General features: G+C 71.8%; 26 protein-coding genes and 1 pseudogene. 5 read left to right on the top strand and 22 right to left on the bottom strand.

Annotation, left to right across the window (positions count from 1 at the left end):
- Positions 1-289 precede the first annotated feature (289 nt).
- Entirely contained in the window at positions 290-583 is a 294-nt protein-coding gene (locus BT364_RS02565) for a MarR family winged helix-turn-helix transcriptional regulator (RefSeq protein WP_218172405.1), read from the top strand.
- Positions 584-705: 122 nt separating this feature from the next.
- On the top strand, positions 706-1,167 hold the full coding sequence (locus tag BT364_RS02560) for a hypothetical protein (protein ID WP_072483392.1): 462 nt from the start codon (positions 706-708) through the stop codon (positions 1,165-1,167).
- 58 nt (positions 1,168-1,225) lie between these two features.
- On the opposite strand, the gene BT364_RS02555 is transcribed toward BT364_RS02560, so the two are convergent.
- The 13 genes from BT364_RS02555 to BT364_RS02490 form a co-directional block, all read right to left on the bottom strand.
- The gene (locus BT364_RS02555; protein WP_072483391.1) at positions 1,226-1,753 is read right to left on the bottom strand and encodes a GNAT family N-acetyltransferase; all 528 of its coding nucleotides are present in this window, start codon (positions 1,751-1,753) and stop codon (positions 1,226-1,228) included.
- A gap of 112 nt (positions 1,754-1,865) precedes the next feature.
- Complete coding sequence (locus BT364_RS02550; protein WP_072483390.1) at positions 1,866-2,894, bottom strand: LacI family DNA-binding transcriptional regulator; 1,029 nt, start codon at positions 2,892-2,894, stop codon at positions 1,866-1,868.
- A 59-nt stretch (positions 2,895-2,953) separates the two neighbouring features.
- Positions 2,954-4,807, bottom strand: coding sequence for a glycoside hydrolase family 36 protein (locus BT364_RS02545; RefSeq protein WP_079179285.1), 1,854 nt, complete (start codon positions 4,805-4,807; stop codon positions 2,954-2,956).
- A 5-nt stretch (positions 4,808-4,812) separates the two neighbouring features.
- Positions 4,813-5,628: a carbohydrate ABC transporter permease gene (locus BT364_RS02540; protein WP_072483389.1), complete on the bottom strand. Its 816-nt coding sequence runs from the start codon at positions 5,626-5,628 to the stop codon at positions 4,813-4,815.
- The gene (locus tag BT364_RS02535; protein ID WP_079179284.1) at positions 5,625-6,581 is read right to left on the bottom strand and encodes a carbohydrate ABC transporter permease; all 957 of its coding nucleotides are present in this window, start codon (positions 6,579-6,581) and stop codon (positions 5,625-5,627) included. The genes BT364_RS02540 and BT364_RS02535 overlap by 4 nt, the downstream gene beginning before the upstream one ends.
- A 5-nt stretch (positions 6,582-6,586) precedes the next feature.
- The gene (locus BT364_RS02530) at positions 6,587-7,915 is read right to left on the bottom strand and encodes an extracellular solute-binding protein (RefSeq protein ID WP_072483388.1); all 1,329 of its coding nucleotides are present in this window, start codon (positions 7,913-7,915) and stop codon (positions 6,587-6,589) included.
- Positions 7,900-9,111: an aminotransferase class V-fold PLP-dependent enzyme gene (locus tag BT364_RS02525; RefSeq protein ID WP_256259554.1), complete on the bottom strand. Its 1,212-nt coding sequence runs from the start codon at positions 9,109-9,111 to the stop codon at positions 7,900-7,902. The genes BT364_RS02530 and BT364_RS02525 overlap by 16 nt, the downstream gene beginning before the upstream one ends.
- 434 nt (positions 9,112-9,545) lie before the next feature.
- Positions 9,546-9,908, bottom strand: coding sequence for an ArsR/SmtB family transcription factor (locus tag BT364_RS02520; RefSeq protein WP_079179307.1), 363 nt, complete (start codon positions 9,906-9,908; stop codon positions 9,546-9,548).
- A 200-nt stretch (positions 9,909-10,108) separates the two neighbouring features.
- Positions 10,109-10,468: a zinc ribbon domain-containing protein YjdM gene (locus tag BT364_RS02515; RefSeq protein ID WP_072483687.1), complete on the bottom strand. Its 360-nt coding sequence runs from the start codon at positions 10,466-10,468 to the stop codon at positions 10,109-10,111.
- Positions 10,469-10,521: 53 nt separating this feature from the next.
- Positions 10,522-10,911: an ATP-binding protein gene (locus BT364_RS02510; protein WP_371268084.1), complete on the bottom strand. Its 390-nt coding sequence runs from the start codon at positions 10,909-10,911 to the stop codon at positions 10,522-10,524.
- Between the two features lie 50 nt (positions 10,912-10,961).
- Positions 10,962-12,605, bottom strand: coding sequence for a SulP family inorganic anion transporter (locus BT364_RS02505; protein WP_371268082.1), 1,644 nt, complete (start codon positions 12,603-12,605; stop codon positions 10,962-10,964).
- Positions 12,606-12,673: 68 nt separating this feature from the next.
- A complete protein-coding gene (locus BT364_RS02500) occupies positions 12,674-13,015 on the bottom strand; it encodes an ArsR/SmtB family transcription factor (protein ID WP_072483383.1) in 342 nt (113 codons plus the stop codon).
- 643 nt (positions 13,016-13,658) lie between these two features.
- Positions 13,659-14,585, bottom strand: coding sequence for an NADP-dependent oxidoreductase (locus BT364_RS02490; protein ID WP_072483381.1), 927 nt, complete (start codon positions 14,583-14,585; stop codon positions 13,659-13,661).
- A 216-nt stretch (positions 14,586-14,801) separates the two neighbouring features.
- Between BT364_RS02490 and BT364_RS02485 the strand changes: the two genes are divergently transcribed.
- Positions 14,802-16,253: an MFS transporter gene (locus BT364_RS02485; protein ID WP_072483380.1), complete on the top strand. Its 1,452-nt coding sequence runs from the start codon at positions 14,802-14,804 to the stop codon at positions 16,251-16,253.
- A 251-nt stretch (positions 16,254-16,504) separates the two neighbouring features.
- On the opposite strand, the gene BT364_RS02480 is transcribed toward BT364_RS02485, so the two are convergent.
- Positions 16,505-18,931 carry a polysaccharide lyase 8 family protein gene (locus tag BT364_RS02480; RefSeq protein WP_072483379.1) on the bottom strand — a complete coding sequence of 809 codons (2,427 nt, stop codon included), beginning with the start codon at positions 18,929-18,931 and terminating at the stop codon, positions 16,505-16,507.
- Positions 18,932-18,987: 56 nt separating this feature from the next.
- Complete coding sequence (locus tag BT364_RS44040) at positions 18,988-19,275, bottom strand: hypothetical protein (RefSeq protein WP_371268094.1); 288 nt, start codon at positions 19,273-19,275, stop codon at positions 18,988-18,990.
- Here BT364_RS44040 and BT364_RS42490 point away from each other — a divergent pair.
- Positions 19,162-19,485, top strand: a complete 324-nt coding sequence (locus BT364_RS42490) for a virulence activator alpha C-terminal domain-containing protein (RefSeq protein WP_371268080.1) — start codon at positions 19,162-19,164, stop codon at positions 19,483-19,485. The genes BT364_RS44040 and BT364_RS42490 overlap by 114 nt on opposite strands.
- On the opposite strand, the gene BT364_RS02470 is transcribed toward BT364_RS42490, so the two are convergent.
- On the bottom strand, positions 19,391-21,781 hold the full coding sequence (locus BT364_RS02470; RefSeq protein WP_072483686.1) for a SpoIIE family protein phosphatase: 2,391 nt from the start codon (positions 21,779-21,781) through the stop codon (positions 19,391-19,393). The genes BT364_RS42490 and BT364_RS02470 overlap by 95 nt on opposite strands.
- 202 nt (positions 21,782-21,983) lie before the next feature.
- Between BT364_RS02470 and BT364_RS02465 the strand changes: the two genes are divergently transcribed.
- Positions 21,984-22,898 carry a metallophosphoesterase family protein gene (locus BT364_RS02465; RefSeq protein WP_072483378.1) on the top strand — a complete coding sequence of 305 codons (915 nt, stop codon included), beginning with the start codon at positions 21,984-21,986 and terminating at the stop codon, positions 22,896-22,898.
- On the opposite strand, the gene BT364_RS02460 is transcribed toward BT364_RS02465, so the two are convergent.
- From BT364_RS02460 to BT364_RS02435, 6 genes and pseudogenes are all read right to left on the bottom strand, one after another.
- On the bottom strand, positions 22,876-23,241 hold the full coding sequence (locus BT364_RS02460) for a VOC family protein (protein ID WP_072483377.1): 366 nt from the start codon (positions 23,239-23,241) through the stop codon (positions 22,876-22,878). The genes BT364_RS02465 and BT364_RS02460 overlap by 23 nt on opposite strands.
- A 60-nt stretch (positions 23,242-23,301) precedes the next feature.
- Positions 23,302-24,204, bottom strand: coding sequence for a glycosyltransferase family 2 protein (locus BT364_RS02455; RefSeq protein ID WP_072483376.1), 903 nt, complete (start codon positions 24,202-24,204; stop codon positions 23,302-23,304).
- A gap of 65 nt (positions 24,205-24,269) precedes the next feature.
- On the bottom strand, positions 24,270-24,698 hold the full coding sequence (locus BT364_RS02450) for a MazG-like family protein (protein ID WP_072483375.1): 429 nt from the start codon (positions 24,696-24,698) through the stop codon (positions 24,270-24,272).
- 23 nt (positions 24,699-24,721) lie between these two features.
- Positions 24,722-25,030: pseudogene (locus tag BT364_RS02445) on the bottom strand (PhzF family phenazine biosynthesis protein); the annotation flags it as partial.
- A 106-nt stretch (positions 25,031-25,136) separates the two neighbouring features.
- Entirely contained in the window at positions 25,137-25,604 is a 468-nt protein-coding gene (locus BT364_RS02440) for a lamin tail domain-containing protein (RefSeq protein WP_072483373.1), read from the bottom strand.
- Between the two features lie 127 nt (positions 25,605-25,731).
- Positions 25,732-26,505, bottom strand: a complete 774-nt coding sequence (locus BT364_RS02435; RefSeq protein ID WP_072483372.1) for an SDR family oxidoreductase — start codon at positions 26,503-26,505, stop codon at positions 25,732-25,734.
- Between the last annotated feature and the right edge of the window lie 222 nt (positions 26,506-26,727).

The raw sequence follows: 26,727 nt of genomic DNA, 5'->3' as shown, positions 1-26,727 counted from the left end.
TGGCCAGCGAAATCGCAGGTCAGGGGCCATTTTTCGTGGATCGGCGGGTCGAACTCGACCCCGGTCCGTACCGGACCTCACGACTACGAAGGCAGCCACCGAGGCAGCCACGCTTCGTCGGGTCGGAGGTGGCGAGGAAGGCCGTCGGCCCACGGGGCAGCGCGGCCACCGAGGACTCAAGTGCCTCGATCTTGCGACGTGGGGAGCGCTTGAGACCGGACGCGGTTTCGGTCTCGCTTGCGGCAGGTAGTACGAAATCGCATAGTTCGAAATCGTGAAGTCGGAATCCGTGTCATCTGAGTGGTCGGCCCTGCTTGCTCTGCAGCGGGTCACCCACGCCACCCTGCAAGTGCTCGCCGCAGAGCTCGTCGACCTGGACCTGACCGCCTCCGAGATCAACGCACTGGCCAACCTGGCCGACGGCCGGGGCCGGACCGTGTCCGAACTCGGCGCGGCCGTGGGTACCCGCCCCACTACGCTGACCAGCGTCCTGGACCGCCTGGAACGACGCGGCCACATCACCCGTGGCGCCAGCCCGGGAGACCGCCGCGCGGTGCTCATCGAACTCACCTCCTCCGGATAGCTGACCGCCACCACGATCCGACAGGCCATCGCCGGTCTGGAGCATCGCGCGCTCGATGGCCTGCCGGCGAACGCGATCGCAGGCCTGCGCGCTGCCCTGCAAGCCCTGACGGAGGTGCCCTCATGACCGCTCGTCCCCGGCACGCTGCCGACGCGCCCGACTTCGAAGCCTTGCTGGCCGAAGTGATGGCGACCGCCGAGCGGTTCGGCCACCGGGAACATGTCCATCTGACGTGGCTGGCCGTGCGGCGGGTCGGTGTGCGCGCGGCACTCGGCCTGGTCAGCGACGGCATTCAGCGCACCGCCCGCTATGCGGGGGCGCCCCAGAAGTACCACGCGACCGTCAGCCGGGCCTGGGTGGAGCTGGTCGGTCACCACGTGGCCGAACACGGCGAAGAAGACTTCAATGCGTTCGCCGACCACCACCCCGCCCTGCTCGACAAGCGACTCCTGACAGCCCGCTTCTACCGTCCGTCGACGCCGGCCTCCTCACAGGCGAAGACAGACTGGATCGAGCCCGATCTCTCTCCCTTCCCGTGGCAGGACGCCGGCCGGGGGCAGCCCCGGGAGGAAGCGGCGCGGTGACCGTGACCGGGCAACGGCGCGCATGGTGTTCTCCGACCGGCCGCTGCTCGCCCTCGGCTCAGCCGAGGTCGTCACTCGACGTGGAGCTGCGGATCATGCGCACGTTGGGCAGCCTTCCCCGCCAGATCTCTCGTTCACCCGTGGCCCTGAATCCGTGACGCTCGTAGAAGCGGATCGCGCGCTCGTTGTACTCGGTGACCCATAGGCGCATGGGCGTGCTTCCTGCCCAGGCCAGGAATTCGCTCATCATCCGCCCCCCGACACCTTCGCCCTGGGCCTCGTTCAGCAGATACATCGGCCCGAGGGTGACCACGTCGTCCCGGCGGCCGCAGAGGAAACCGACGATCTCCGTACCGGAGCGGACGACACGGCAGAACAGCAGGTCCGGCCGTTGCTCCGCTGCCACTACGAACTCCCGCCACTGAGCGATCCCTGCCGCGGTGGCGGAGGAGCCCCGGTGCTCGCGTATCCATCTCTCGTCTATCCCCGCCTCCTCGTCGGGATACGTCTGCAGCCAGGCCCTCAGCTGCACAGACCCCAGGGACTCGGCGTCCTCGGCGTGGGGGGCTTCGATCACATGGGTCATGGCGGCCTTCCTCGACGATGCCCCGCGAGCACCTCGCACGGCTCCGAATGGCTTCAGCGAGTGGTCGGCCGTCCTGCCGCGCAGGGCCGCCGAGCCGGTGTGACGGCCGCCGCTACCGCTCCGGCGTGCTGCCGCGCACGACCGGCTCCGCGGGAAGCAGCAGCCCGCTCGCCGGGACGGCGGCGGGGTCCTCGACGGCGGTGATCAGCCGGTCGACGAGGGTGTGGGCGATGGCGGCCAGGGGCAGGCGGGCGCTGGTGAGGGCGGGCTGGAGCAGCGTGCAGAGCGGGATGTCGTTGAAGCCGGTGACGGCGACGTCGTCGCCGACGGCGAGGCCTGCGGCGCGGATGGCCTGGTAGGCGGACAGGGCGAGCCAGTCGTTTGCGCAGACCAGGGCGGTCGGGCGGTCGGGGCCGGTGAGCAGGCGCTCCACGGCGTGGGAGAGCGCGGCCGGGTCGTCGTCGGGGACGCCGACCTCGAAGGCGCCGTCGGGAGCGGCGGCCGCGGCCTGCAGGAAGCCGGCCCTGCGGTCGGCGAGCCAGGGCAGGGACGCGGCGGAGTTGAGGTAGCAGATCCGGCGGTGGCCCTGGTCGAGCAGGAGTCCGGTCAGGGCGGCGGTGGCGGCGGTGGAGTCGATGTCCACCCAGTTCTGCGGGCGGCCGGGGGCGGTGCGGCCGAAGGCGGCGAAGGGGAAACCGGCCTCGGTGAGCACGTCGACGCGGGGGTCGTCGTGGACGACGTCGGAGAGGACGAATCCGTCGACCTGGCGGGCCGCGATCAGGCCGTTGAAGGACCTGGCGACTGCTCCGGCGCCCTGCTGGGGGTCGGAGCGGAACACCAGGATGCGATGGCCGACGGCATCGGCGGCGGTCACCAGCGCCTGGAGGAAGCCGCCCATCAGGGGGTTGGGGTCGGCGGGGTTGTCGGCGGGGGCGGGATAGCCGATGACCTTGCGGGTGCCGGTGCGCAGGCTGCGGGCGGACTGGTCGGGCTGGTAACCGAGTTCGTCGATGGCGGCGGTGACCCGGGCGAGGGTGGTGGCGCGCAGCCGGTGGGGGGCGTTGAGGGCGTTCGAGACGGTCTGGCGGGAGACTCCGGCCGCGTGCGCGACGTCCTCGATGGTCACCTGTCGAGCGGTCATCGTTCCTCTGTGGTCGGCGGGCTGGGGGGCGGCGGGTGGCCGCCCCCGGCCCCCGGTCGTCAGTGCTCGCGGGTCAGGGTGAGCAGGCCACCGGTCGGCACGGTCACCGAGTTCACCCCGGCGACGAGGTCGAGAACGGTCTCCGACAGGATCTCACCACGGCAGTCCTGGACGCGGGCGAGGGTCTGTTCCGGTCGGGTGGCGGTCAGGAGCACCATGGGGTCGCGGTCCGCGTTGGCGACGAGCAGGGTCTGCGGGTCGTCCGCGGCGTTCCGGTCCGGGAGGGCGACGGGCAGCGGCGCGTAGCGTGCGACCACGGTGGTGTGGTGGTCGCGGGCGCGGACCAGGGGGTAGCCGAGGTCCGGTCGCGCGGGTTCCAGGGCGCCGAGCTGGAGGACATCGGCGTACCGGCGGAAGACGCCGAGCCAGAAGCGCAGGGCGGCGAGCTGCTCAGGGCTCTGGGCGGCGAGGTCGACGGAGATCTGCGGCACCGAGAACAGGGCGTTGACGAGGTGGACGGCAACGGACTCGGGCGTCTCGGCGGAGTTCCACGTGATCATGTCGGCGTGGACGGCGAGCGGGCCCGCGGTGAGCCGGCAGTCGACGGTGCGCTGGCGGTTCTCGGCGGGGCTGAGAGGGCAGTCGATGGCGCGGACCATGGTGGCGTACGGCCACAGCCCTGGGCTGACGTATGGCTGGCGGTGCTCGACGATCACGTCCGGCCGGGTGCGGCGCAGGCGGGCGTAGAGGTCGGCGAGCAGTTGGAGCACGCCCTCGTGGACGGTGGTGCGGTCGGCGCCGGCCGGGGCGGGCGGAGGGTCGGTGACGGCGAAGCGGTCGATGAAGTCGAGCTTCAGACCGTCCATGTCCCACTGCTCGACGGCGCGGGAGACCTTCTCGACCAGGTAGGCGCGGACCTCGGGGTGACGGGGGTCGAGCACGGCCGCGTCCAGGTGCGGCTCCTCGCGCAGGATCATGCCCTGGAAGCGGTCCCAGGCGTCGTTGTGCCGGCCGATGAACGGCAATGCGTACCAGAGGAGGTAGGCGAGGCCGAGCCGGTGGACCTCGGCGACGTGGGCCGCGGGGTCGGGGAAGGCCTCCGGGTTGGGCTCCCAGTCGCCGCAGTGGCCGTAGCCGCGGGCGCGGTCGGTGGTCTGCCAGCCGTCGTCGACGATGATGCTCTCGCAGCCGACGGCCGAGGCGAGGGCGGCCTGGCGTTCGACGGCGGCGGTGTCGACGTTCTGGTGGAGGCTGTACCAGGTGGAGTAGGCGGGCATCCGGGCGGCGGGGGCGATGCCGGGGTGGTCCAGGCCCTCGGCCCACCAGGCGGTGACGGCCTGCAGGGTGGCGGCGAAGTGGCGGCCGCTGAGGTCGATCCGCAGCCGCAGCGGCGGCCCGTCCGGGGTGAGGTCCTGTTCGACGGTGAAGGTGAACTCGCCGCTCTCCTCCACCACGCCGGCGCCGACGCGCACGGGTGCGGAGGTCTCGCCCGCGGCTGCGGTGCACAGAGCGCGGTCGTCGGCGCCGATCAGACTGGCGACGGGGGCGCCCAGGGCGAGCGAGACGGTCCGGGGGGCGCCCCAGGACGGCGGCAGCCAGCGGGAGGCGTTGGTGTCCGGGGTCCAGTAGGCGGTGGCCCCGACGCAGGGGATCCGCCATTCGGCGCGGACGGTGGCCGCGGCCGACGCCGTGACCTCGATCAGGGCCACGCCGTCGTCGGCCGGGGTGACGGCGGCCTCCAGCCGGTCGCAGCCGAGCCCGGTGAGGTGGACGGTGAGCGGGGCGTCGGCACCGTGGAGCAGCCCGGTGGCGAGCTGTTGGTGGACGACGGTGTCGGGGGTCGCGTCGGCCGGCGTGTTGGGGCGCCAGACCGGGACGGGCTGCTGCGGGACCTCGGGTGCTTCGGTGGTCACGGTGGTCACTCCTTGGTGGCCCCGGCCAGCAGGCCGGAGATGAACTGGCGTTGCAGGACGAGGAAGAGGGCCATCACGGGGACGGCGGCGATGGCGGCGGCGAGCAGGACCTGCGCGTAGTTGGTGGTCGCAAGGCCCTGCAGGGTGGCGGTGGCCACGGGCAGCGTGTACATGTCGGGGCTGCGCAGCGCGATCAGCGGCCAGACGAACTGGTTCCAGCCGCCGAGGAAGACGAACAGCGCGAGCGCCGCGATCACCGGCCGGTTGACCGGGATGACGATCCGCCACAGCACCCGCAGTTCGCCGGCGCCGTCGACGCGGGCCGCGTCCAGGAGTTCGTCGGGCATGGAGCGCAGTGCCTGCCGCATCAGGAAGATGCCGAACGGGGTCACCAGGCCGGGGAGGATGACGGACTGGTAGGAGTCGATCAGGCCCAGCTTCATCATCATCTCGAAGATCGGGATGAGCATCACCGTGTCGGGGAGGACGAGGGTGCTGAGCAGCAGGACGAAGAACAGATTGCGCCCGCGGAACTCGAACTTGGCGAAGGCGTATCCCGCAAGGACCGAGACGACGACCGCGCCGACCGTTTGAACGCCCGCCACCAGCACGGTGTTGAACAGGACGCGGGTGAGTCCGATGGAATCCTGGAGCCCCTGGAGGTTCTCCATGAGGTGACCGCCGGGCAGCAGCTTCGGCGGCCAGGAGAACACGTCGCTGTTCTCCTGCGTGGCGGCCATGGCGAGCCAGTAGAACGGACCGACGCAGAGCCCGAAGGCGCCCGCGAGGAGCAGGGTGAGGAGGAGGCTGCGGCGCTTCACTTGCGCTCTCCCATCAGGCGGACCTGCAGGAAGCCGAGCACGGCCACGATCAGCGCGAGCGCGTAGGCGAGAGCCGAGGCGTAGCCGAAGTCGAAGTATTTGAAGCCGTTGTTGTAGAGGTACATGGTGACCGTCAAGGTGGCGTTGTCGGGGCCGCCGCCGGTGAGGACGTACGGCTCGTCGAAGAGCTGCAGGGTGCCGATGGTGGAGAGCACCACGGTGAGAAGCAGGATCGGGCGCAGCTGGGGAAGGGTGATGGAGACGAAGCGGCGGATCGGTCCCGCGCCGTCGACCTTCGCGGCCTCGTACAGCTCCTGGGGAATGCCCTGCAGGCCGGCGAGGTAGATCACCGCGTTGTAGCCGGTGTAGTGCCAGGTGATGACGAGGACGACGCCGACGCGGGCCCAGAAGGGGCTGCCGAGCCAGTTCACCCGGTCGATGCCGAACAGGGAGAGGACCCAGTTCAACAGTCCGGCGTCGCGGTTGAGGATCACGGAGAACATCACGCCCGCGGCGACCAGACCGGTCAGCGAGGGGATGAAGACGCCGAGCCGCCAGAGCGGGCGCAGCCAGACCTTGGTGGAGTTGAGGCCGAGGGCGACGAGCAGGGCGAGGCCGAGCATCAGCGGCACCTGGACGACCAGGATCAGCGCGGTGTTCTTCAGCGCGGTCCAGAACAGCGGGTCGTTCAGCAGGCGCTGGTAGTTGTCGAGCCCGGTGAAGTGCCGACCGGCGCCGTTGCCGGTGGTGAGGCTGATCCAGAGCGAGGCGACGATGGGGTACGCCTTGAAGACCGCGAAGCCCAGCACGGCGGGCATGATCAGCAGGTACGGGACGGAGGTTCGGGTCAGCAGCCGGCGGTGGCCCGGGCGGGTGCGGCCGGTCTGGCCGGTGGCGCCGCGGCCGGCCGGGGTGGCGGTGGCGGGAGCGTGTTCGGACGGGGCGAGGGACATGGTGGTCAGACCGCCTGCTGCCGACCGGTCTGCTGGGCAAGCTGCTCGGCGGCCTTCTTGAGGGCGGCGGCCGGGTCGGCGCCCTTGAGCAGCACCTGGCTCTGGGCGTCGCTGGCGAACTTGAGGGCGCGGGCGTAGTCGCCGGTGAAGTTGGTGGCCCGGGCATCGGCGGAGAGCGATTCGACGAAGGGCTTCAGCACCTTCTGGCCGCCGTAGAAGGGGTGCGGCGCGCTGAACTTCGGGTCGTCGTACGCCGCCTTGAGGGCGGGGAAGACGCCGCCGGAGGCGAACATCCGGTTGATCTGGGCGGGCTTGGTGAGCGCGTACTCGATGAATTGCCAGGCGGCCTTGCGGCGCGTGCTGGAGCCGGAGACGGTCAGGTAGGTGGAGTTGACGATGGCGTTGCGCTTGCCCCCGGGAACGGCGGCAGGCGGCTGCATGGAGCGCCACTTCCCCTTCTGCTCGGGGAACGTGGAGGCCAGATACTCCACGGCCCAGGCCGCCTCCGCGTAGGTGGCGAGCTTCCCCTGGCTGAGCAGGCGCTTCTCGGTGCCCTGGCCCGCGGTGTCGGCGATCAGACCGGCGTCGTTGAGCCGCTTGATGATGGTGAGGGCCTTGACGGCGGCCGGGGAGGCGAGCGTGATCTTCCCGTCCTGGTCGAAGTAGAAGACGTCCTGGAGCTGCATCAGGTTCTGGAAGAAGTCCATGTCCTGGGTGGCGCCGGTCTTGTCGAGCCCGAGCAGCCGGACACCGGTGGCGTCGAGGATCTTCGACCCTGCGGAGATCATGTCGTTCCAGTCGCTGATGCCGTCGGGGTCGACACCGGCCTTCTCGAAGTGGTCGTGCCGATAGAAGAGACCGAGCGGGTTGACCTCCCACGGGAGGGCGTGGGCGGCCTTGTCCTTGCCCATGACGGTCGGCCACAGACCCTTGGCGAAGGCGTCCTTGTACTTGTCGGCGCCGAGCCTGGACAGGTCGGCGATGCCGTCGGGGAACTTGTCCAGGTAACCGGGCAGGTAGTCGACGCCGATGTGCAGGACGTCCGCGAGGCCCTTGCCGCCCGAGGCGAGGCCGACGGTGATCTTGTCCCAGATGGCCGGGTTGCCGACATCCTGGACGTCGACCTTGATGCCGGGGTTGTCCCGCTCGAAGGAGGGGACGACGCTGCGCAGGCCCTCGGCCGCGGTGGTCCAGCTCCAGACGGTGATCTTGCCGCTGTCGCTGTCGCCTCCAGCGCCTCCCGATCCGTTGTCGCCGCAGGCGGCAAGGCCGAGTCCGGCGGCGGAGGCGGTGGCGAGCTGAAGCAGACGGCGGCGGCTCAGTCGGTGGGACATATGGGCTCCTGGGAGTGGGACGTGGAGTGGGACGTGGGGCGGGTGAAGGCGTGCAGCGCCTCGGTGAGCAGGTCCGCCGCGGCGTCGGGGGTCGAAGCGTGGGGAGACAGCCGGATCCACTCGTCGCGGCGGGTGGTGATGACTCCGCCCGCTTCGAGGGCCCGGTGGACGGAGGCGGGATCACGACCGGGCAGCCGGAAGGCGCCGATGCCGCCGCGCTCCTGGGGCCCGAGCCCGTCCAGCAGGACCTCGCCACCGGCCTGGCGTGCCCGATCGAGCAGTTCGTCCAGGACTGCGCGGATGCGACCGCCGACGACGGCCGGTCCGCCCTGGCCGACCAGGTCGTCGATGGCTGCGCCGATGGCCGCGGCGGCCGGGAAGTCCGGGTTGGTGGCGAGGTGGGCGGCGGCCCCGGGCAGCGGCGGCGCCGGATGCCGCGGCGCGAAGGGCTCCGCGACGCCGGCCCAGCCGCCGAGCCCGGGAGCCAGGCGCTCGGCGCACCGGTCGCGGATCAGTAGCAGTGCGGCTCCCCAGCCGGCCCGTAGCCACTTCTGGCCGCCGCTGACGAGGATGTCGGCGGCATCCGCTTCGAGCGCGACGGCGCCCAGGCCCTGGATGGCGTCGACGATCAGCAGCCGGCCGGGCCCGAGGACCTCCTTGAGGGCGGCGAGCGGTGCCAGGTGGCCGGTGAGCGAGTCGACGGCGCTGACGGTGAGGGCGGTGACATCGGGAGTGAGGTGGCGGCGCAGGAGGTCGGGGGTGATGTGCCGCTGCCCGGCCGGGTCGACGAGACGGACGGCGGGGCCGCCGCGGCCGGCGAAGCGGAGCCAGGGGTAGAGGTTGGCGGGGAACTCGCCACGGGGCACCAGGACGGTGCCGGGGCCGTGGAGCGCGGCGGCCACGGTGAACAGGCCGTTGCTGGTCGACGGGGCGAGGGCGATTTCGTGCGGACGGGCGTCGAGCAGCCGGGCCGCCGAGGCCAGGGCGGCGTCGCTGAGGGCGAACAGCCGGTCGAGGTCGGCAGGGTCGACGCGGGTGGCGAGCGCGGTCGCGTCGGCGAGTGCGGCGGCGGCCGGGCGGGAGAGCGGGCCGACCCTGGCGTAGTCGAGGTAGCCCACCATCGGACCACGGGCGGGAGCCGGACCGGGGGCCGCGGGGGTGGTGGCCTCGGACGTCTGGTCAATTTGATCGTTCAAAAATTTGCCCTAACGGAGCTTGCCGTATGTGCTTTCCGGGAATTTGAAGGTTCACATTAGGGAGATCGGGTCGGCCCGGCAAGAGGTTCGACGCAACTGCTTTCCGGCGAGCCGGCCGGCCGGCCCCGCGCGGGCGGGCGGCGGGCGGGCGGCGGTTCACCAGCACGGGCTCCGCTTCAACGAGAGCCGGGCGCTGCCGTCCTGCAGCACTTCATCGGGAAGATGCCGGATCGTCAGCCCGGGCCGGAGAGTCGGCGCTCCGCCGACGCCGCCCTGCGGGAGTCGCTCGCGGGGCCGGCCAACCCGCACCTGTTCGAGCGGTGCGCCGAGTCGGCGTACCGCCCGACTCGGCTGCCGCCACCTACGGCTCTGCGCGGGAAAGGGCCTACGACTCGGGTCGGAGGCCCTTTCCGGTCTTTCGGGGGGCGGGACGTCTAGGACGGCTTGCGGTGCCTGGGCGCGGTGGCGGATTCGGCGGCCTTGAGGTCGGCCAGCAGCTCCGCCTGCCCGGCCAGTACACCGGACAGGATGCTCCGCGCGACCCGCAGCAACTCCGCCACCTGCGGATTGGCCAGCGAGTAGTAGACGGCCGAGCCCTCCCGGCGGGGGACGACGAGGTTGGCCCGGCGCAGGACGGCCAGCTGCTGGGAGAGGTGAGCCGCCTCCACGCCGATCTCGGTCAGCATTTCGGAGACCGCGTGCTCACGCTCGCTCAGGAGCTCAAGCACCCTGATCCGCACCGGGTGACCCAGCGTTTTGAAGAACTCGGCCTTCAGCTGGTACAGCGGGGCGCTCACCGTGCCCGCCCCGCGCCCGGAGCGGCCGCCGGGACGACGGACGGCCGCTGTCGTGCGTGCACCGTGCATCGCATCCACCCAAGACTCTTCACCATGAGGACATCCTCGCGCCCTCACACCGACGTGATGACTTCGGGAATTGCCAAGATTAGCAACGCGAAAGCCGTCCTCGGCAGCCCGCGGCGGCCCGAAGTGCGAGGTCAGGCCTTCTTGACCACGCTGGACTTGAGCTGCATGGGGCCGAACCCGTCGACCTTGCAGTCGATGTCGTGGCCGTCCACGCCGTCCACGAGGCGGATGTTGCGCACCTTGGTGCCGGCCTTGATGCCGCTCGGGCTGCCCTTGACCTTCAGGGTCTTGATCACGGTGACGGTGTCGCCGTCGGCGAGTACGTTCCCGACCGCGTCCCTGATCCCTCCGGCCGCGCCCTCGCCGTCGCCCGCGGGCTCGGCGGAGGCGGGCGACCACTCATGGCCGCACTCGGGACAGATCAGGAGTGCGCCCATCTCGTAGGTGTACACGCCGGAGCACTCGGGGCACGGAGGCAGCGCCTCGGTCACATCGCTCATGGTCTTTCCTTGCCTCGTTCGTTCGTTACTGTGCCTGATGTGCATCAGGCTTCATGTGAGGGGCTTTGCAGGGGGAGGGTGATCCAGATGCTCTTGCCCCGGCCGTCCGCGTCGCCCCGGACGACGGCGGTGCCGCCCAGGCCGAGCGTGAGTTCCATGACGGTGCCCAGTCCGCCGCCGGTCCCGGCGACTGGGGGGAAGAGCGGGGGCCGGTACGGGTGGCGGTCGTGGACGGCGAACGCGAACGTGTCCTGGCCGGCCGCGTAGATCACGGTGACGTTCGGGGACGTCGGGGCCGCGTGCCGGACGCTGTTGGTCACCAGCTCGGAAAGGATCAGCAGCGCCGGATCGGCGGCGGGATGGCGCCGGCCGATGCCCCACTCCGCGAGTACCTGCTCGGTGGTCTCGCGGGCGATCCGCACGGCCGAACCCATCGTGGGCAGGGTCAGGACGTGCCGCAGGGGCAGGGCGTCGAGCCGGGCGCTCACCGGACGGCCTCGGCGGTATCGGGGGCGGCAGGCAGGACTCCGGCCCGGTGCAGGTGGGCGCGGGCCCCGGCGATGGCCTCGGGCGTGGTGGCGTACTCCCGGCCCTCCCGCCGAAGCAGGTCCAGCGCGCCGACCGATTCCAGGGCCCGGCGCTGGCCGGGGCGTACCCCGGAGGTCATCACGGCGATGCCGCGCCGGTTCAGCTTCTCCACGGCGTCCTTGAGGACCAGGGCACCGGTGGCGTCCATCGTCGAGACCCGCGACATGCGCAGGATCACGACCCGGACGTCGGCGACCTCGCTCAGCTCCAGGAGGAAGCGGTGGGCACCGGCGAAGAAGAGCGGCCCGTCGATGCGGTACGCGACGATGTGCTCGGCCAGCAGCGCGTGCTCCTCCTCGCTGTGCTCGCCGGGCAGGTCCGCCCTGAAGTCGACCTGATCCATCCGGGCCTGACGGGCGACCGCCCGCAGCGCCAGGGCGCCCGCCACGACCAGGCCGATGATCACCGCGTGGACCAGGTCGAGCGCGAGCGTGGCGACGGCGGTCAGCACCAGCACGATCGCGTCCGAGCGGGTCGCACGGGCCATCGCCCGCAGCGCACCGACCTCCACCATTCGGATCGCGGTCGCCAACAGCACCCCGGCGAGCGCAGCCAGCGGGATCCTGGAGACGAGCGGGGCGGCGGCGAAGACGATCACGGCCAGGACGGCGGCGTGGGTGAGGGCGGCGAGCCGCGAGCCCGCGCCGGTCCGGACGTTGACAGCGGTACGGGCGATCGCCGCGGTGGCGGGGACCCCGCCGAACAGCGGAGCCGCCAGGTTCGCGATGCCCTGCCCGAACAACTCCTTGTCCGGGTCGTGCTGCTGACCCACCGTCATGCCGTCCGCGACAGTCGCCGACAGCAGCGACTCCAACGCGGCCAGCGCCGCGACCGCGACGGCCGGAGCGAGCAGCGACCCCAGCGCGGACAGGTCGAGGAAGCCGAGGGAGGGCGCGGGCAGCCCGGAGGGCAGGTCGCCGATCGGGACGGCCGCGTCCAGGTGGAAGAGCTGAGCCGCGAGGGTGGCGGCGATCACCGCGACGATGGAGAACGGGACGGTGGGCCGCCACCGGGCACCCAGCAGCATCACGGCCGCCACGCCCGCCGCGAGGGCGACGGCCGTCCAGTTCGGGGTCCGTACGAACTCCTCGACCGCGCGCCAGGCCACCACCAGGACCTTGTCGCCCTCCGGCTTGGCCACTCCCAGCGCGTTCGGCACCTGCTGGAGACCGATGACGCACGCGATACCGAACGTGAAGCCCTCCACCACCGGCGCCGGGATGTAGCGCATGCAGCGGCCGGCCTTCAGCAGCGCGAGCATGATCAGCAGCACGCCGGCCATCAGCCCGACCGTCAGCACCCCGCCCGGCCCGTACTGGGCCACGATCGGCACCAGCACCACCGTCATCGCCCCGGTCGGCCCGGACACCTGGAGGTTGGAGCCACCGAACAGCGCCGCCAGCGCGCCCGCCACCACGGCGGTCGCCAGCCCCGCCTCGGCACCGAGCCCGGAGGAGACGCCGAAGCCCAGTGCGAGCGGCAGTGCGACGATCGCGACGGTCAGCCCGGCGAGCAGATCGCGACGCGGGTTGCGGCCCATGACCGCGAAGTCGGCGCGGGCGGGCAGCAGGGAGGCGACCCGGCCCCAGGACCGGGAGAGCACGGTACTCACTCCGCCGCGACCTCGGCTCCCCGCAGCTCGGCCAGGAGCTCGTTCTGCCCGGCCAGCATCTCGGTCAGGATCCGGCGCGCGGCCCGCATCAGCTCCGCCACGTCCCCGCCGGACAGCTCGTACACCACGGTCGAGCCCTCCCTGGCCGAGGCCACGATGCCGGAGCGGCGCAACACGGCCAGCTGCTGGGACAGCGTCGACGGCTCCACCTCGATCGCGCTCAGCAGATCCCGCACCGGCATCGGGCCTTCCTGCAGCAGCTCCAGTACGCGTATACGGACCGGGTGTCCGAGCATCCGGAAGAACTCGGCCTTGGCCTGGTACAGCGGAACCGGCACGGTCCTCGACTCCCTTCACCACCCCGACGTCCCGGGATGCCCTGATGGCCGTGCCCACGGCTACCTGTGGACACGGTCAACCCAGCATGTAGTGAATTGCAGAATTTCGCAATTAGTGGATTCGTGGAGAGCCTCGCCGGTCACGAACGCCTTGGTGGCGGCGTAGACGCTCAGGTTCGGCACGGGTGCGAACGCCGGGGGAGAGGGCACAGGTGGGCGACACCCCGGACTCGGCCGTGTCAGGTGTCCTGGTGGTCGGGTTGCTCCGGGGCCTCCAGGTATGCAGGGCATTCGGGGTTACGGCAGGGGCCGGGGTGCCACACGGGCACGAAGATTCCGAGACTCTTGTGCCGTCTCTTCACAGTCGCGGTCACGGGCTGCTTGCAGACCGGGCAGACAAGCACCCCTTGAGGACCGGTCTCATGCTCGGCTTTACTCATCCTTTAACAGTAGGCTCGATGGCCGCAGAAGGAGACAGGAGATGCGCACGCGCACGCACCTCCGGCTTCGATCGGCCCGCCGGTGGGGGTGGATCCTGGCGGGGCGGGGCTGCGGGACCGGCCGGGGCGATGACGGCGAGGCCGGCCGCCGGGTGCCCGTAAAGCGCAGGCGAAGTGCCGCCCCGGCGCGTGGCGTCCAGGCGTCAGTCCGGCACGATGATCAGCTTGCCGCGCACATGGCCGCCCGCGCTCTCCCGGTGGGCGTCTGCCGCCTGTGACAGGGAGTACGTCCGGGCCACGGACAGGCCGAGCTCGCCGCTCAGGGTCAGTGCGGCTGCCTGCTCCAGGCGCTCGCGGACGGTGTCGGGGCCGGCGAAGGCGAAGCGCACGCCGTGCTCCGCCGCCCGATGGTCGGCGATGGTGACCACGCGCGCCGGGTCGCCGGTCAATTCGACGAGAGCCGGCAGCGATCCCTTTCCGGCGGCGTCGAACGCCGCGTCCACGCCCTTCACCGCGACGGCACGGGCCCGCTCGGCGAAACCCTCGCCGTACGTCGCGGGCTCGGCGCCGAGCGAGCGCAGATACGCGTGATTGTGCTCGCCGGCCGTACCGATCACGGTCACGCCGAGATGCCTGGCGATCTGCACGGCCACGGACCCGACGCCACCGGCCGCCCCGTCCACCACCAGGGTCTCCCCGGCCTTCACCCCGAGGTCCGCGAGCACCTGGTACGCCGTGTTGACGGCCACCGGCAGTCCGGCCGCGACCTCCCAGGACAGGCCCCCGGGCTTCCGCGCGAGCTGTGCCGCGGGCGCCAGCGCGAACTCGGCGTAGCCGCCGGAGCCGATCGAACCGAAGACCTCGTCGCCCGCGGCGAAGTCGGTCACGTCCGCACCGGCCTCCGCGACGACACCGGCGACGTCACCGCCGGGCACCGAGGGGAACTCCACCGGCATCATCGCCGCGACGGCCCCGCTGCGCAGCTGCCAGTCCAGCGGATTCACCCCGGCGGCGCGGACCTCCACCAGTACCTGCCCGGGACCCGGGTGGGGCAGCTCGCGGTCCACCACGCGTAAGACCTCGGGACCTCCGTACTCCGAGAACTCCACCGCGCGATACGTCTCTGTCATTTTTGCTCCTTTCCGTGCGGGTTCCATCTGGTTGATCAGGATCCGTGACGATCAGTCAACTTCCGTGCCCAAGCTATCGAGCGAAGACCCGGTGGGTCATTCGGCTCCGGCTGGATCCCGCCACTCGTCTTCGTGCCGCCGGCACTGGCCATATATACCCCTAGGGGGTAACTTCTCGATGTGTAGATACCCCCCTCCCGTATAGGAGTGCTTGCAATGACCGTGTCAGCCGCACCAACCGCGTCAACCGATTCGCGGAGATGGTCCGCGCTCGCGCTGATCGCCCTGGCCCAGTTCATCGTCATCATGGATACGTCGATCATCGGCGTGGCCCTGCCCGAGATGCAGGCCGACCTGGGCTTCTCCCAGGAGAACCTGTCGTGGGTGTTCAACGCCTATGTCGTCGCCTTCGGAGGGCTGTTGCTGCTCGGTGGACGGCTGTCGGACCTGCTCGGCGCCAGGCGCCTGTTCAGTGCCGGATGGGTCGTCCTCGCCGCGGGCTCCCTGACCGCGGGCCTCGCGGGTGAGGTCTGGGTCGAGCTGACCGGGCGGGCCCTGCAGGGCGTGGGTGCCGCGCTGATCGCCCCGTCGGCCCTCACCCTGCTGATGACGCTGTTCGGCTCCCGGCCCAAGGAGCTGGGGAAGGCCTTCGCACTGTACGGTGCGGCCGCCCCGGCCGGCGGTACCGCCGGAGTCTTCCTCGGCGGGGTCATCACCCAGTACGCCAGCTGGCCCTGGGTGTTCTACATCAACATCCCCGTCGCCCTGATCGTCCTGGCCGCCGCGCCCGCCGTCATGCCCTCGGGTGCGGGACGGCGCGGCTCCATCGACCTGGCCGGCGCGGTCACCGTCACGGCGGGTCTCGCCGCCGCCGTCTACGCCATCGTCCGTGCTCCCGAGACCGGTTGGGGCTCCGCCGAGACCTGGCTGGTCCTCCTGGCCGGCGTGGCGCTGATCGCCGCGTTCGTCGCGATCCAGTCCAGGCGGCGCGAACCGCTGATGCGGCTGGGGATCTGGCGGGCGCCCAACCTGGCCGGTGCCAACATCGCCCAACTGCTCATGGCCGCCGCGTGGATACCCATGTGGTTCTTCCTCAACCTCTACCTGCAGCAGGTCCTGGGACTGGGCGCCTTCGCCTCCGGCTCCGCGCTGCTGCCCATGACCGTCGCCATCATGATCATGATGATCGTCCTGGCGCCGCGCCTGATCTCCCGGTTCGGACCCAAGCCCCTCATCGTCATCGGGCTGTTCGCGCTCGGCGCGGGCATGTTCTGGCTCTCGCTCGCCCGCCCGGACGGAAACTTCCTCGTCGACGTCCTGCCCGCCTCGCTGCTCTCGGCGGTGGGCATGTCGCTGGCGTTCATCCCCTCGCTCGGCACCGCGCTCTCCAGCGCCCGCCCGGAGGAGGGCGGCCTCGCCTCGGGGATCGTCAACACCAGCTACCAGGTCGGTTCCGCCCTCGGCCTCGCCGCCATGACCGCGATCGCCGCCGCGCACGGCGCCCGCGAACCCGGGGACCCGGTGGCCCTCACCAACGGCTTCTCCGCCGCCTTCCTCGGAGCCGCGGCCCTCGCCGTGGCCGGCGCCCTCGCCGCCCTGCTGACCCTGCGCACCGCACCCGCCGGGGACGCGGGCAGCGGCGACATGCCGGAAAAGGCCGCGGCCTGAAAGGGGCGGCGGTCCGCCGACGGCCACGGCCGGAATCCCGCGTTCACACTGTCCCAACGGGCCTGGTGGGTGGCCCAGTACATCCCCTCGTAACCGTTCCATGCCGGTACGGGGCACGGGGGGTGCCGCCGCGGATCCGTTCCCGCGACGGCACCCCCCGTACGGCTCGGCTCAGCCGGGCCGTGACGTACGCCTCGATGGCATTCCGCCGGTACGCGGGCACGCCCGCGGCCGGCCGGACCGGCCCGCGATCACCGCACCCGGACGCGCACCGTGTGCGTGGCGCCCCGGCTCTTGCTCAGATCGCCGTAGGTCACGGTCACCGACGAGCCGGTCCGGACATCGCTGACGCTGTCCGCCTTGGACAGGACGGACTTGACCGGCCGCTGCCAGGTGAGGGTGAGCCCGGTGACGGTCCGGGACGGGTCGCAGACGCAGATCGTCGCGGTGCCGTCGCGCTTCTCGTGGATCTGCACGCAGACCGGCGCGCTCGCCGTGACCTTGCCCGCCGTGCCCGCCGCCCAGAAGTTGACGCCGGTGAAACCGAGGGAGGGGACCCGGATGCCGGTGCGCCGGGCGTCATTGGCGAGGATCTGCAGCCAGCCGGTGTCCTTGGCGCGGTCGGCGGTGCGCCTGCTGCTCGCGCCCGGCAGCAGGATGTACGCGTAGGAGCTGTCCGCCGGGTCGGTGCCGTGGTCCTGCCAAAGGGTCAGGTACCGGCGGGTGTTGGCCGTGTCGGTGCCGCCGTCGTTGATGTCCTTCCAGGCGCCGGTGCGCTCCTCGCGCAGGGCGTGCAGTTCGGTGCCGCCGGGGAAGACGTATCCGGCATGCCGGTCGAGGTGGGCCCAGGTGGTGGTGCGGGTGGTGGTCCAGCCCTGGGCGGTGGGCTGTGCCACGCCGTCGAGCAGCAGCCGCTGCGTGCCGCCCGCGCCGAGGCAGCGGTTGTCGACGACCGTCTCCACGCCCGCGCCGTCGGCGGAGGTGATGCCGGAGCCGAGGCAGACCACGCAGTCGTCCAGCCAGAACCACGACTTGCGGGCGTGCATCGTGCTCGCCAGGCCCTGGAGGTGCTGGCCGGTGGTGCCGAACTCGCCGTCGCCGGTGCCGCCGACCCACCCCGTGCCCGGCTTCGGGTTGGCCCAGGCGCCGCCCTGCCCGTCCGCGAGCCGCTTCCGGGAGACGGTGATGCCGGGCAGCCGGTACGGGTCGACGGTCGGCCAGTACGCGTCCGAGTACTGGTCGAGACGCGCGCCGTCGCCCCACCACTGGAGCCAGCCCGCGCCGGTGTGCCAGCCGCGCTTGTTCTCCCCGTTGCCGAACTCGTAGTGGGCGATCCGCTCGGAGGCCATGGAGAGACCGGCGCCCCAGCCGCGGCGGCGGTGGGTGACCCGGTCCATGTTGTGGAAGACGCGGTGCGCGGACGGCTCCGGGGACGCGGTGACGGTGGTGTCGTCCAGCAGGGACTGGAGCCGGGCGGTGTTGACCAGGCTCAGGGAGCCGGCCTTGAGCGCCGGGGCGTAGTAGTCGCGCTGGAGCCAGCCCTTGACCATGGCGCGCCAGCGGGCGTTCTCCTCGGGGCCGGCGCCCATGCCGAGCAGCACGATGGAGGCCATGACGCCATGGGCGCGGGTGTGGTCGCTTGAGCCGACGCGGGTGATGCCGCGGCCCGATACGTTGTCCATCATCAGGCCGTCGTAGATGAACGGGGCGATGGCCGCGTCGATGGTGTCGAGGAACTGCCGGCTGCCCGGATCGCTGATCTCCCAGGTCGAGCCGCGCAGCAGGGCGAAGAGCCGGCCGAGCCCGTCGTTGAGGACCGCGCCGTAGCCACCGATGTACGGGATGGAGGTGTGCTGGACGAAGGAGCCGTCCGCGTAGAAGCCGTCGCCGGTCGTGACGTACGGGAAGACCGGCGAGAGCGCGGCGACCGCCCGCGCGATCTTGGCGGTACTGGCGCCGACGATGCCGCGCAGGATCATGCCCCGGCACAGGTCGACGCGGTTGGCGCCGGTGCTGGTGCCGGTGTACGAATCGACGGCCGAGTCGGGCAGGAACTTGTCGACGGCCCCGCAGTAGTTGGCCTTCTGGGTTTCCGACAGGGCGTCGTAGAGCAGCACGCAGGTGTCCATGAGGGCCTGGGGCGCGCCGATCTGCCAGTTCCACCAGTTCCCGTAACGGGTGGTCGTCTCATTGAAGACATCGGCGTACAGGTGGTCGAGGCCGGTGATGACCGCGTCCCGGAGGCCGGTGTCGCCGGTGACTCCGGTGCCGGGCTGGGCGTACGCCTCCGCCATGGTGCGCAGCCGGTTGTAGCCGGTGTTCATGTTGGCGGAGAAGTTGAACGATTCGGTGTCGGTGTCCGGTTCGGGGTCGAGATGGACCAGGTCCGGCCAGAGGGAGCCGCGCGTGGGGGCCATCGTGGAGAGGTAACCGGTTGCCCGGGTGCCGAGGTCGGCGAGCTTGGACTTGAAGGGCTCGGCGGTCGGACTGAATCCCGTTCCCAGGTACAGATCGCGCCACTTCGCACGCAGGGCGGCGAACTCGTCGTCGGCGGCGGAGGGCGAGGCGGCCGGGCGGGAGGCGGAGTCGGATGCGGACGCGGCGGTCGGCAGGCCGAGGGCGAGCGCCGCACCGCCGCCCGTGGCCAGCAGGGCACGACGGGACCAGGCAGTTGTCATCGAAGCTCCGGAGGAAGAGTGAACCAGTGCGGGAATGCCAGCGTGGTAAGCGTTTTCTAGCATGGGGGCGTTGGGGTACTCAAGGGGTCGCCCGAGCCCTGGTCCACCCCTCCGAGGCGGTAGTGCGAAGTCCTGGACGAGGACGGGCAGGCGGGCTGCCCCTGCTGATCGGCCGGTGCCGGAACGAGTCCGTCCGCGATCAGGCCGCCGACCACGTCGACGCCCGGACCCTGATCGCGCAGCTCACCGAGCGGGCCGCCACCGCCCGGGCCAGGATCGACCTGTTCGGGAATCTGCTGCGCACCATGCGGGGCGACCGCGCGGAGGAGGAGTTCCTGCTCCACGGCGACCGCGTAGGCCCCTGTCCGGCCTGCACCCGCGGCCTGGCCTTCGAGGAGGGCAACCGCGACTGGTGCGAGCGCGCGGCCGGGGTCCTGAGGGAGAGGGAGCGCGGGCGGATCAGCCGCTTTGGGCGTGCGGGGCGTCCGGGAGCGGCTGCTCGGCCCAGATCGTCTTGCCGCGCCGGGTGTAGCGGCTGCCCCAGCGGCTGGTGAGCTGGGCGACCAGATACAGGCCGCGGCCGCCCTCGTCGGTGAGGAGGGCCCGGCGCATGCGGGGCTGCGTGGCGCTGGGGTCGGAGACCTCGCAGGTCAGCTGTCCGGCGCGGATCAGCCGCACCTCGACCGGGCCGCCGGCATGGCGGATGGCGTTGGTGACCAGCTCGCTCAGCACCAGTTCGGTGGTGAAGACGAGCTCCTCCAGCCCCCACTCGCGCAGTTGCCGGGCCGCTTCCCGCCGGACCTGGGCGACGGCGACCGGGTCGGCGTCCACCGGCCAGACCGCGGTGTTCGCGGGCGGCACCGCATGGGTGCGGGCGAGCAACAGCGTCACGTCGTCGGCGAGTTGGTGCGGGGGACGGGCGGAGATGATCTCCTGGCCCAGTTCCCGCAGCGGTGCGGTGGTGGCGCCGGGCCGGGCCAGCCGGCGGCTCAGTTCGGCCATGCCCTCGTCGAGGTCGCTGTCGCGTCCCTCGATCAGCCCGTCGGTGTAGAGCACGAGGAGGCTGCCGGGCGCCAGTTCGACCTCGGTCACCTCGAAGGGCAGACCGTTGACACCCAGCGGCGGGCCGGGGTTCAGGGGGACGTACGAGACGGTCCCGTCCGGATCCGCGACGGCGGGCGGCGGGTGTCCGGCGGAGACCATCGCGCAGCACCGGGAGACCGGGTCGTAGACGGCGTACAGACAGGTGGCGCCGACCGGGTCGGCCCGGTGGTCGCCGTCTGCCCCGCCTTCGTCCGCCCGGGTGAGGCGGCTGGGCCGAACGGGTCCGCCCGGCCGGCCGGACTCGTCGGGCTCGTCGCGGAGCTGGGAGACCAGGTCGTCGAGATGGACCATCAGCTCGTCCGGTTCGAGATCGAGGTCGGCGAGGGTGCGGACGGCGGTACGGAGCCGGCCCATGGTGGCGGTGGCCGCCAGCCCGTGGCCCACCACGTCCCCGGCGACCAGGGCGACCCGGGCGGAGGACAGCGGGATCACGTCGAACCAGTCGCCGCCGACGCCGGTGGCGGTGTCGGCCGGGAGATAGAAGCCGGAGGTGGTCACGGCGACGGTCTCGGCCTGCGCGGGCGGCAGCAGGCTGCGCTGCAGGCCGACGGCGGCCCGGTGTTCGCGGGTGTAGCGGCGGGCGTTGTCCAGGGCGAGGGCCGAGCGGGCGGCGATCTCGCAGAGCAGGTCCAGGTCGGCCGGTGCGTAGTCGGGCCGGCCGGGGCCGCGCCGGACGGTCACCCGGCCGAGGAAGATGCCCCGGGCCCGCAGCGGGGCGGTCATCGACGTGGGGGAGTGGCCGAGGGCCGGGGCACAGTCGGCATCGGCCGGGACCACGGCGCCGGCCGGCGGTTCCGCCGCGCTCTCGCCGGCCGTCGCGGTCCGGCGCAGCGGCAGCAGCCCGTCCTCGCCGGGAGCCGGTTCCTCGCCCGTGAACACCGCCTCCGCGATCTCCACCACGGCGAGGTCGGCCAGTTCGGGCACCAGCACGGCGGCCAGTTCCTCACCGGTGCCGGAGACGGACAGCGATCCGCCGACGCCCGCGGTGGCGTGATGCAGAATCGCCAGCCGCTCGTCCGAGCGGCGCTGCTCGGTGACGTCCGTGAACAGCGCGGTGACGCCGAAGACCTGCCCGTCCGGTGCCTGGAGCCGGAACGCCGAGACGGCCATCACCACCCCGCCGCCGGGGTCCTCGATGGTCCGTACCGTCTCCTCCGCCAGGATCAGCGGCCGGCCGGTCCGCAGCACCTCGCTCAGCCGGCGCTCGACCGCCGCGGCGCCCTCGGCCTGCAGGAAGTCCCCCAGGCGCAGGCCGCGCAGATCCGGCAGGAGGCCGGTGTACGGCAGCAGATGGGTGTTGGTCCTGACCAGTCGCAGCTCCGCGTCGAACACGGCGAGACCCAGCCGGTCCTGCAGGAAGAGCTCCTGGGTGAACGCCTGGTCCTGCCGCCAGCGGTCGACCGTCCCGACCGGGGCCCAGAGCACGAAGTACCGGGCCGTGCCGCCGGCGGTCGCCAGCGGCAGCGCGTGGAAGACGATGCCCATGTCCTTGCCCCGGCCGGTGCGCACCACGGCCTCGCCGGACCAGGCGGTCTCCTGATATCCGGCCGGCGGTTCGGGACCGGCGGCCGGGTCCGCGAGCAGTTCCAGGGCGGGACGGCCGCAGACCTGCTCGGCCGGAAGCCCGAACAGCTCCTCCGCCGCGGGTGTCCAGCCGATGATCAGTCCGTCCGCATCGAGCAGGGCCCCGGCCGCGCTGTCCGCGAACGGGAGCCCGTTGTGCCCGGGTGCGCCCGGGAGGGTCATGCCGTCCACCTCGTTCTCAGCTCCCTTTCACGGCCCTGCCGACGGTCCCGCGCCGTGTCCACGGACGTCTCCATCATCCCTCCGCTCGTTCCGCCCGCCAGTTCCGGCGAGCCGGTCGCGGGGCCCGGTTCGGGCCGTCCTCGACCGGGGCGGTCCGCGGTGAGGCACTATTTCGTTCAGTCGACCCGCGGGAAGGTTCTGGATGTCCGATCGAACCGATGGAAGCCCCGGCGCCCTGCTGGCGGTGAGTGACCTTCATGCGGGGATGGCGGACAACCGTCCCCTCATCGAGTCCCTGCGGCCCGGATCGGACGAGGACTGGCTGATCGTCGCCGGTGATGTCGCGGAGCGGATGGCGGACGTGGAGTGGGCGCTGCGGCTGCTCGCGGGCCGCTTCAGGCGGGTGGTCTGGGCCCCGGGGAACCACGAGTTGTGGACGCCCGAGCGCGATCCGGTCCGGCTGCGGGGCCAGGAGCGCTACGAGCACCTGGTCGAGCTGTGCCGGAGCCTCGGGGTGAGCACCCCGCAGGACCCGTACCCCCTGTGGCCCGGACCCGGCGGGCCGGTGGCCGTGGCGCCCGTGTTCGTGCTGTACGACTACAGCTTCCGGGCGCCGGGCACCACGACCAAGGAGGAGTCCCTGGCGTACGCGCGCCGGACAGGGGTGGTGTGCACCGACGAGTTCCTGCTGCACCCCGACCCGTACCCGAGCCGCGAGGCCTGGTGCCGGGCGCGGGTGGCGGAGACCGAACGGCGCCTGGAGGCACACGATCCGGAGATCCCGCTGGTCATCGCCGGCCACTGGCCCCTGGTGCGCGAACCGATGGACGTCCTGTGGTACCCCGAGTTCGCCCAGTGGTGCGGTACACGGCTCACCGCCGACTGGCACCGGCGCTTCAACGTGGCGGCCGTGGTCTACGGCCATCTGCACATACCCCGTACGACCTGGTACGACGGAGTGCGCTTCGAGGAGGTCTCCCTCGGTTACCCGAGGGAGTGGCGCAAGCGCGGCCACCCCAGGGGCCTGCTGCGGCAGATCCTTCCGTACGACGGCGAGGGCGACGACGGGAACGGTGCCGGCCGGGAGGGGGCCGTCAGCGGTGGCCCAGCACATTGACGACGCGTCCGTTCGGGTCGCGGACGAAGAAGCGGCGTACGCCCCATTCCTCGTCGCGCAACGGGTACACGATCTCCGCGCCGTTCTCCCGCATGGCCGTGTGCGCCGCGTCCACGTCCTCGACCTCGATGCTCAGGTCCGGTGCGACCGGGGCGGTCGCGTCGGCCCCCATGACGCTGAGCTGGACCGAGGGGTGGGAGGCGGAGGCGAGCGTCACGATCCAGCCGTGGTTCATGACCTCCTCCAGGCCCAGCAGACCGTAGAACTCCGCGCTCCGCTCCATCCCTTCGGCGGCGGGGCCGCCCGCGGTCCGGATGTTGGGGACGATTCTGCGGACGGACATCGGCAACTCCTGTCACGGGACTGACTCCGTGCCACCCGTCGTCGCCGGACCCGGCGCGGGTCAGATGACCGGCGGCCGTCCCAGTTTGGTCATCTGCCACACCGTGCGCCAGCGCATCGGCTGCCTTCGCCCGCACGGAGTACGGACTCCCTCGGCGAAGCCGCCGGCCCAGGCGCGCAGGCCCGTCGCCGAGCGGGTGCGGGCCACGGTGAGCAGGGTCCAGGTGCCCAGGTAGGCCGGGACCAGGGGGAGGGGCAGGTTCCGGCGGGCCAGCCAGACCCGGTTGCGGGCCGTCATCCGGTAGTAGACGGAGTGCCTGGCCGGGGAGGTCTTGGGGTGCTGGAGCAGCAGATCGGGCTCGTAGAGGATCTTCCAGCCCGCGTCGAGCGCCCGCCAGGACAGGTCCGTCTCCTCGTGCGTGAAGAAGAACTCCGCGGGCCAGGGCCCCGTCTGGGCGAGCATCTTCATGGAGAAGGCGTGGCCGCCGCCCAGGAACGCGGTGACCGGTCCGCGCCGCATCGGGTCGCCGGCGCGCAGCCGCGGTACGTGACGGCGCTGGGTCTCGCCGCGCTCGTCGGCGATCCGGAAGCCGATGATGCCGAGCCGCGGGTCGGCGGCGAACAGCTCCCGGACCTTGCGGAACACCCCGTTGTCGACCAGGAGTCCGTCGTCGTCGAGCTCGATGACGACGTCCACGTCGCCGAACTCCGCCAGCTTGGCGAGGGCGACGTTGCGGCCGCCGGGGCAGCCCAGGTTCTCCGGCAGCTCGATCGTCGTCACACCGCCGGGCAGATCGGACAGGCCGGGAAACGCGGCGAAGTCCGGGAGGGGCGATCCGTTGCCCACGACGACGAGGCGGGCCGGGCGGACGTCCTGCCCGGCCACCGAGGCCAGCAGGGCCTCGACCTCCTGCGGGCGATCGCCCATGGTGACGATGGAAACGGCGATGCGCGGTTCGGACACGGTCGGCACTCCTGGTCTCGCTGCGGTGCCCGTGATCGTAGCCCCAAGCGATGGTCGCCCGTTGTTCAGCCACCCGTTGCCGCCCCGCCATGCCCCGTGGCCCTCGTCCGGGGCGCGGTGCCGGGGGCCTGCGGGGGTGGGGGGAGCGGGGTGCGCGGGCGTGCCGCGAGGCGCCGTACGTGCCGGTCGAAGACGGCCGCCGCGTCGGGAGTGAGGGTGCGCAGCGCGACCATCGCCGTCACGATGACGTCGCAGAGCTCGGCCTCCACGTCCTGCCAGGAATGGGTGGCGCCCTTGCGCGGGTTCTGGCCGGTCGCCCCGATGACGGCCTGGGCGACCTCGCCCACCTCCTCCGACAGCTTCAGCATCCGCAGCAGCAGATCCTGCTCGGGCGGGATACCGGTCTCCGCTTCGAGCCAGCCGTGCAGCTCGTCGATCGTCCGCCAGGTGCCGTGGTCCCGGTCCTCGTGGCCGTGGGTGCTCTGCTGGTCCATGGTGCTCAGCCTGCCAGGGCCTGTCAGCCCCCGATGCGGGTTCCGGTCCCGCTCACCCGCACGCGGGCGTCGCCCGCCCGCAGTTCGACCGTGAGGGTACCGGGGCGGCCCATGTCCTCGCCCTGGTGGAGGGTGAGGACCGCGGCGTCGGGGACGAGGCCCCCGGCGCGCAGACAGGCGCCGAAGGCGGCCGCCGCCGCGCCGGTGGCGGGGTCCTCGACGACTCCGCCGACCGGGAACGGGTCACGGACATGGAAGACGGCCGGCGCCGCCCGCCACACCAGCTGAAGGGTCGTCAGGTCCAGTCGGTGCACCGGGGCTTCGAGACGCGCCGGACCTCGATACCTGGAATCTGGCTCATGCCGCAGGTCAACCCTGCCGCGGCCCGGGGCATTCCCCTCGTCGGCCAGAGATGTGCCCGGGCCGCGGTCGCCCGGCTCAGTGGCAGTTCTTGGCGCCCTTGCCCGACTTCGTCCAGGAGCAGGAGTCCTGGAGCTTGCCGTTCGGCTTGATCAGCCGGGCCTTGTCGCCGGTGTTGTTCCAGACGTACGAACCGCGGTTCCAGTACACGTTGCCCGAGGCGTTCTTGCCCCGGCCGGTGTGGACCCTGACGGTCTTGCCCGCGCCGATCGTGTAGCTGCCGAAGGTGTACGTGTAACCGGTGTTGTCCTTGAGCTTGTAGCCCTTGAGCTGGAGCTTCGACTTGTTGTTGTTGTGGATGTCCACCCACTCGGCGTTGAGGGACGAGTTGCTCCGGGTGTCCTTGCCGGGGCTGTCGTACTGGATCTTGCCGAGGTGCAGCCCGCCCTGGTGCGGTGCGGCCGAGGCGGGGGCCGCGACGAGCAGCGAGCCGGCCAGGGCGGTGGCGGCTGCCAGGGCGAGGGGGGCCGCGGTGCGTATGCGCATGTCGTGTTCCTTGTGTGGAGTTTTGGTGAAGGAGTGTCAGCATAAGGGCAGCGCACGGCATCCCGGCGCGCGGGGGTGAGCGCCCGCGCCGGGGTGCTCGTCGGAATGTCCGGCCGACCGCGCTCCGTCAGCCGCGTCCCACGTACGGCATCGCCGTCGCCAGTACCGTCGCGAACTGCACGTTCGCCTCCAGCGGCAGCTCCGCCATGTGGAGCACCGTCCGGGCCACATCCGCCGCCGCCATCACCGGCTCGACCGCGAGTTCGCCATTGGCCTGGAGGATGCCGGTCCGCATCTGCTCGGTCATGTCCGTGGCCGCGTTGCCGATGTCGATCTGCCCGCAGGCGATCCGGTACGGACGACCGTCCAGCGAGAGGGACTTCGTCAGCCCCGTCATCGCGTGCTTGGTCGTGGTGTAGGCGACCGAGTGGGGGCGCGGCGCGTGGGCGGAGACCGAGCCGTTGTTGATGATCCGGCCGCCCTGCGGGTCCTGGTCCTTCATCAGCCGGTACGCCGCCTGTGCGCACAGGAACGCGCCCGTCACGTTCACGTCCACCACCGAGTGCCAGTCCGCCACCGAGAGGTCCTCCACCGGGACGGAACGCGGGCCGAACGCACCGGCGTTGTTGAAGAGCAGATCGAGGCGGCCGAAGCACTCCCGTACCGAGGAGAACAGCGCGGTCACGTCGTCGGGGCGGGACACGTCGGCGGGGACGGTGATCACCCGGGCGTGCTCCCCGGCCAGCGCGGCGGTCTCGGCGAGGGGTTCCGGGCGCCGGCCCGCGAGCGCCACCGACCAGCCGGCGTCGGTCAGGGCGAGCGCCACCGCGCGGCCGATCCCGGAACCCGCGCCCGTCACGACCGCCGACTTCGCAGCGGAATTCAACAGTTTGTTGCTCATGGGGCCGCAGCGTACGCCCTTCCCTCCCGGGGGGCGCGTGAGGCCACATGGGGTCAAGACGGCGCGTGGGGCGGCGCGTTCGCGCTCCGGTCGGCCGCAGAAGATGATCACTGCCCTGTCGTGGATGCGCGCTTTGTCTCCGTGGACCCATTGCTGCCGCATTCCTCATCCACACGACGCCCCAGCGACGCGAACACGACAGCCGCTCGATGTGCTGAGCCG

Source organism: Streptomyces atratus, assembly GCF_900119365.1.
Classification (GTDB): domain Bacteria; phylum Actinomycetota; class Actinomycetes; order Streptomycetales; family Streptomycetaceae; genus Streptomyces; species Streptomyces atratus_B.
Note: the sequence above shows the minus strand (reverse complement) of the source record. Positions and strands in the feature narration are given on the sequence as shown.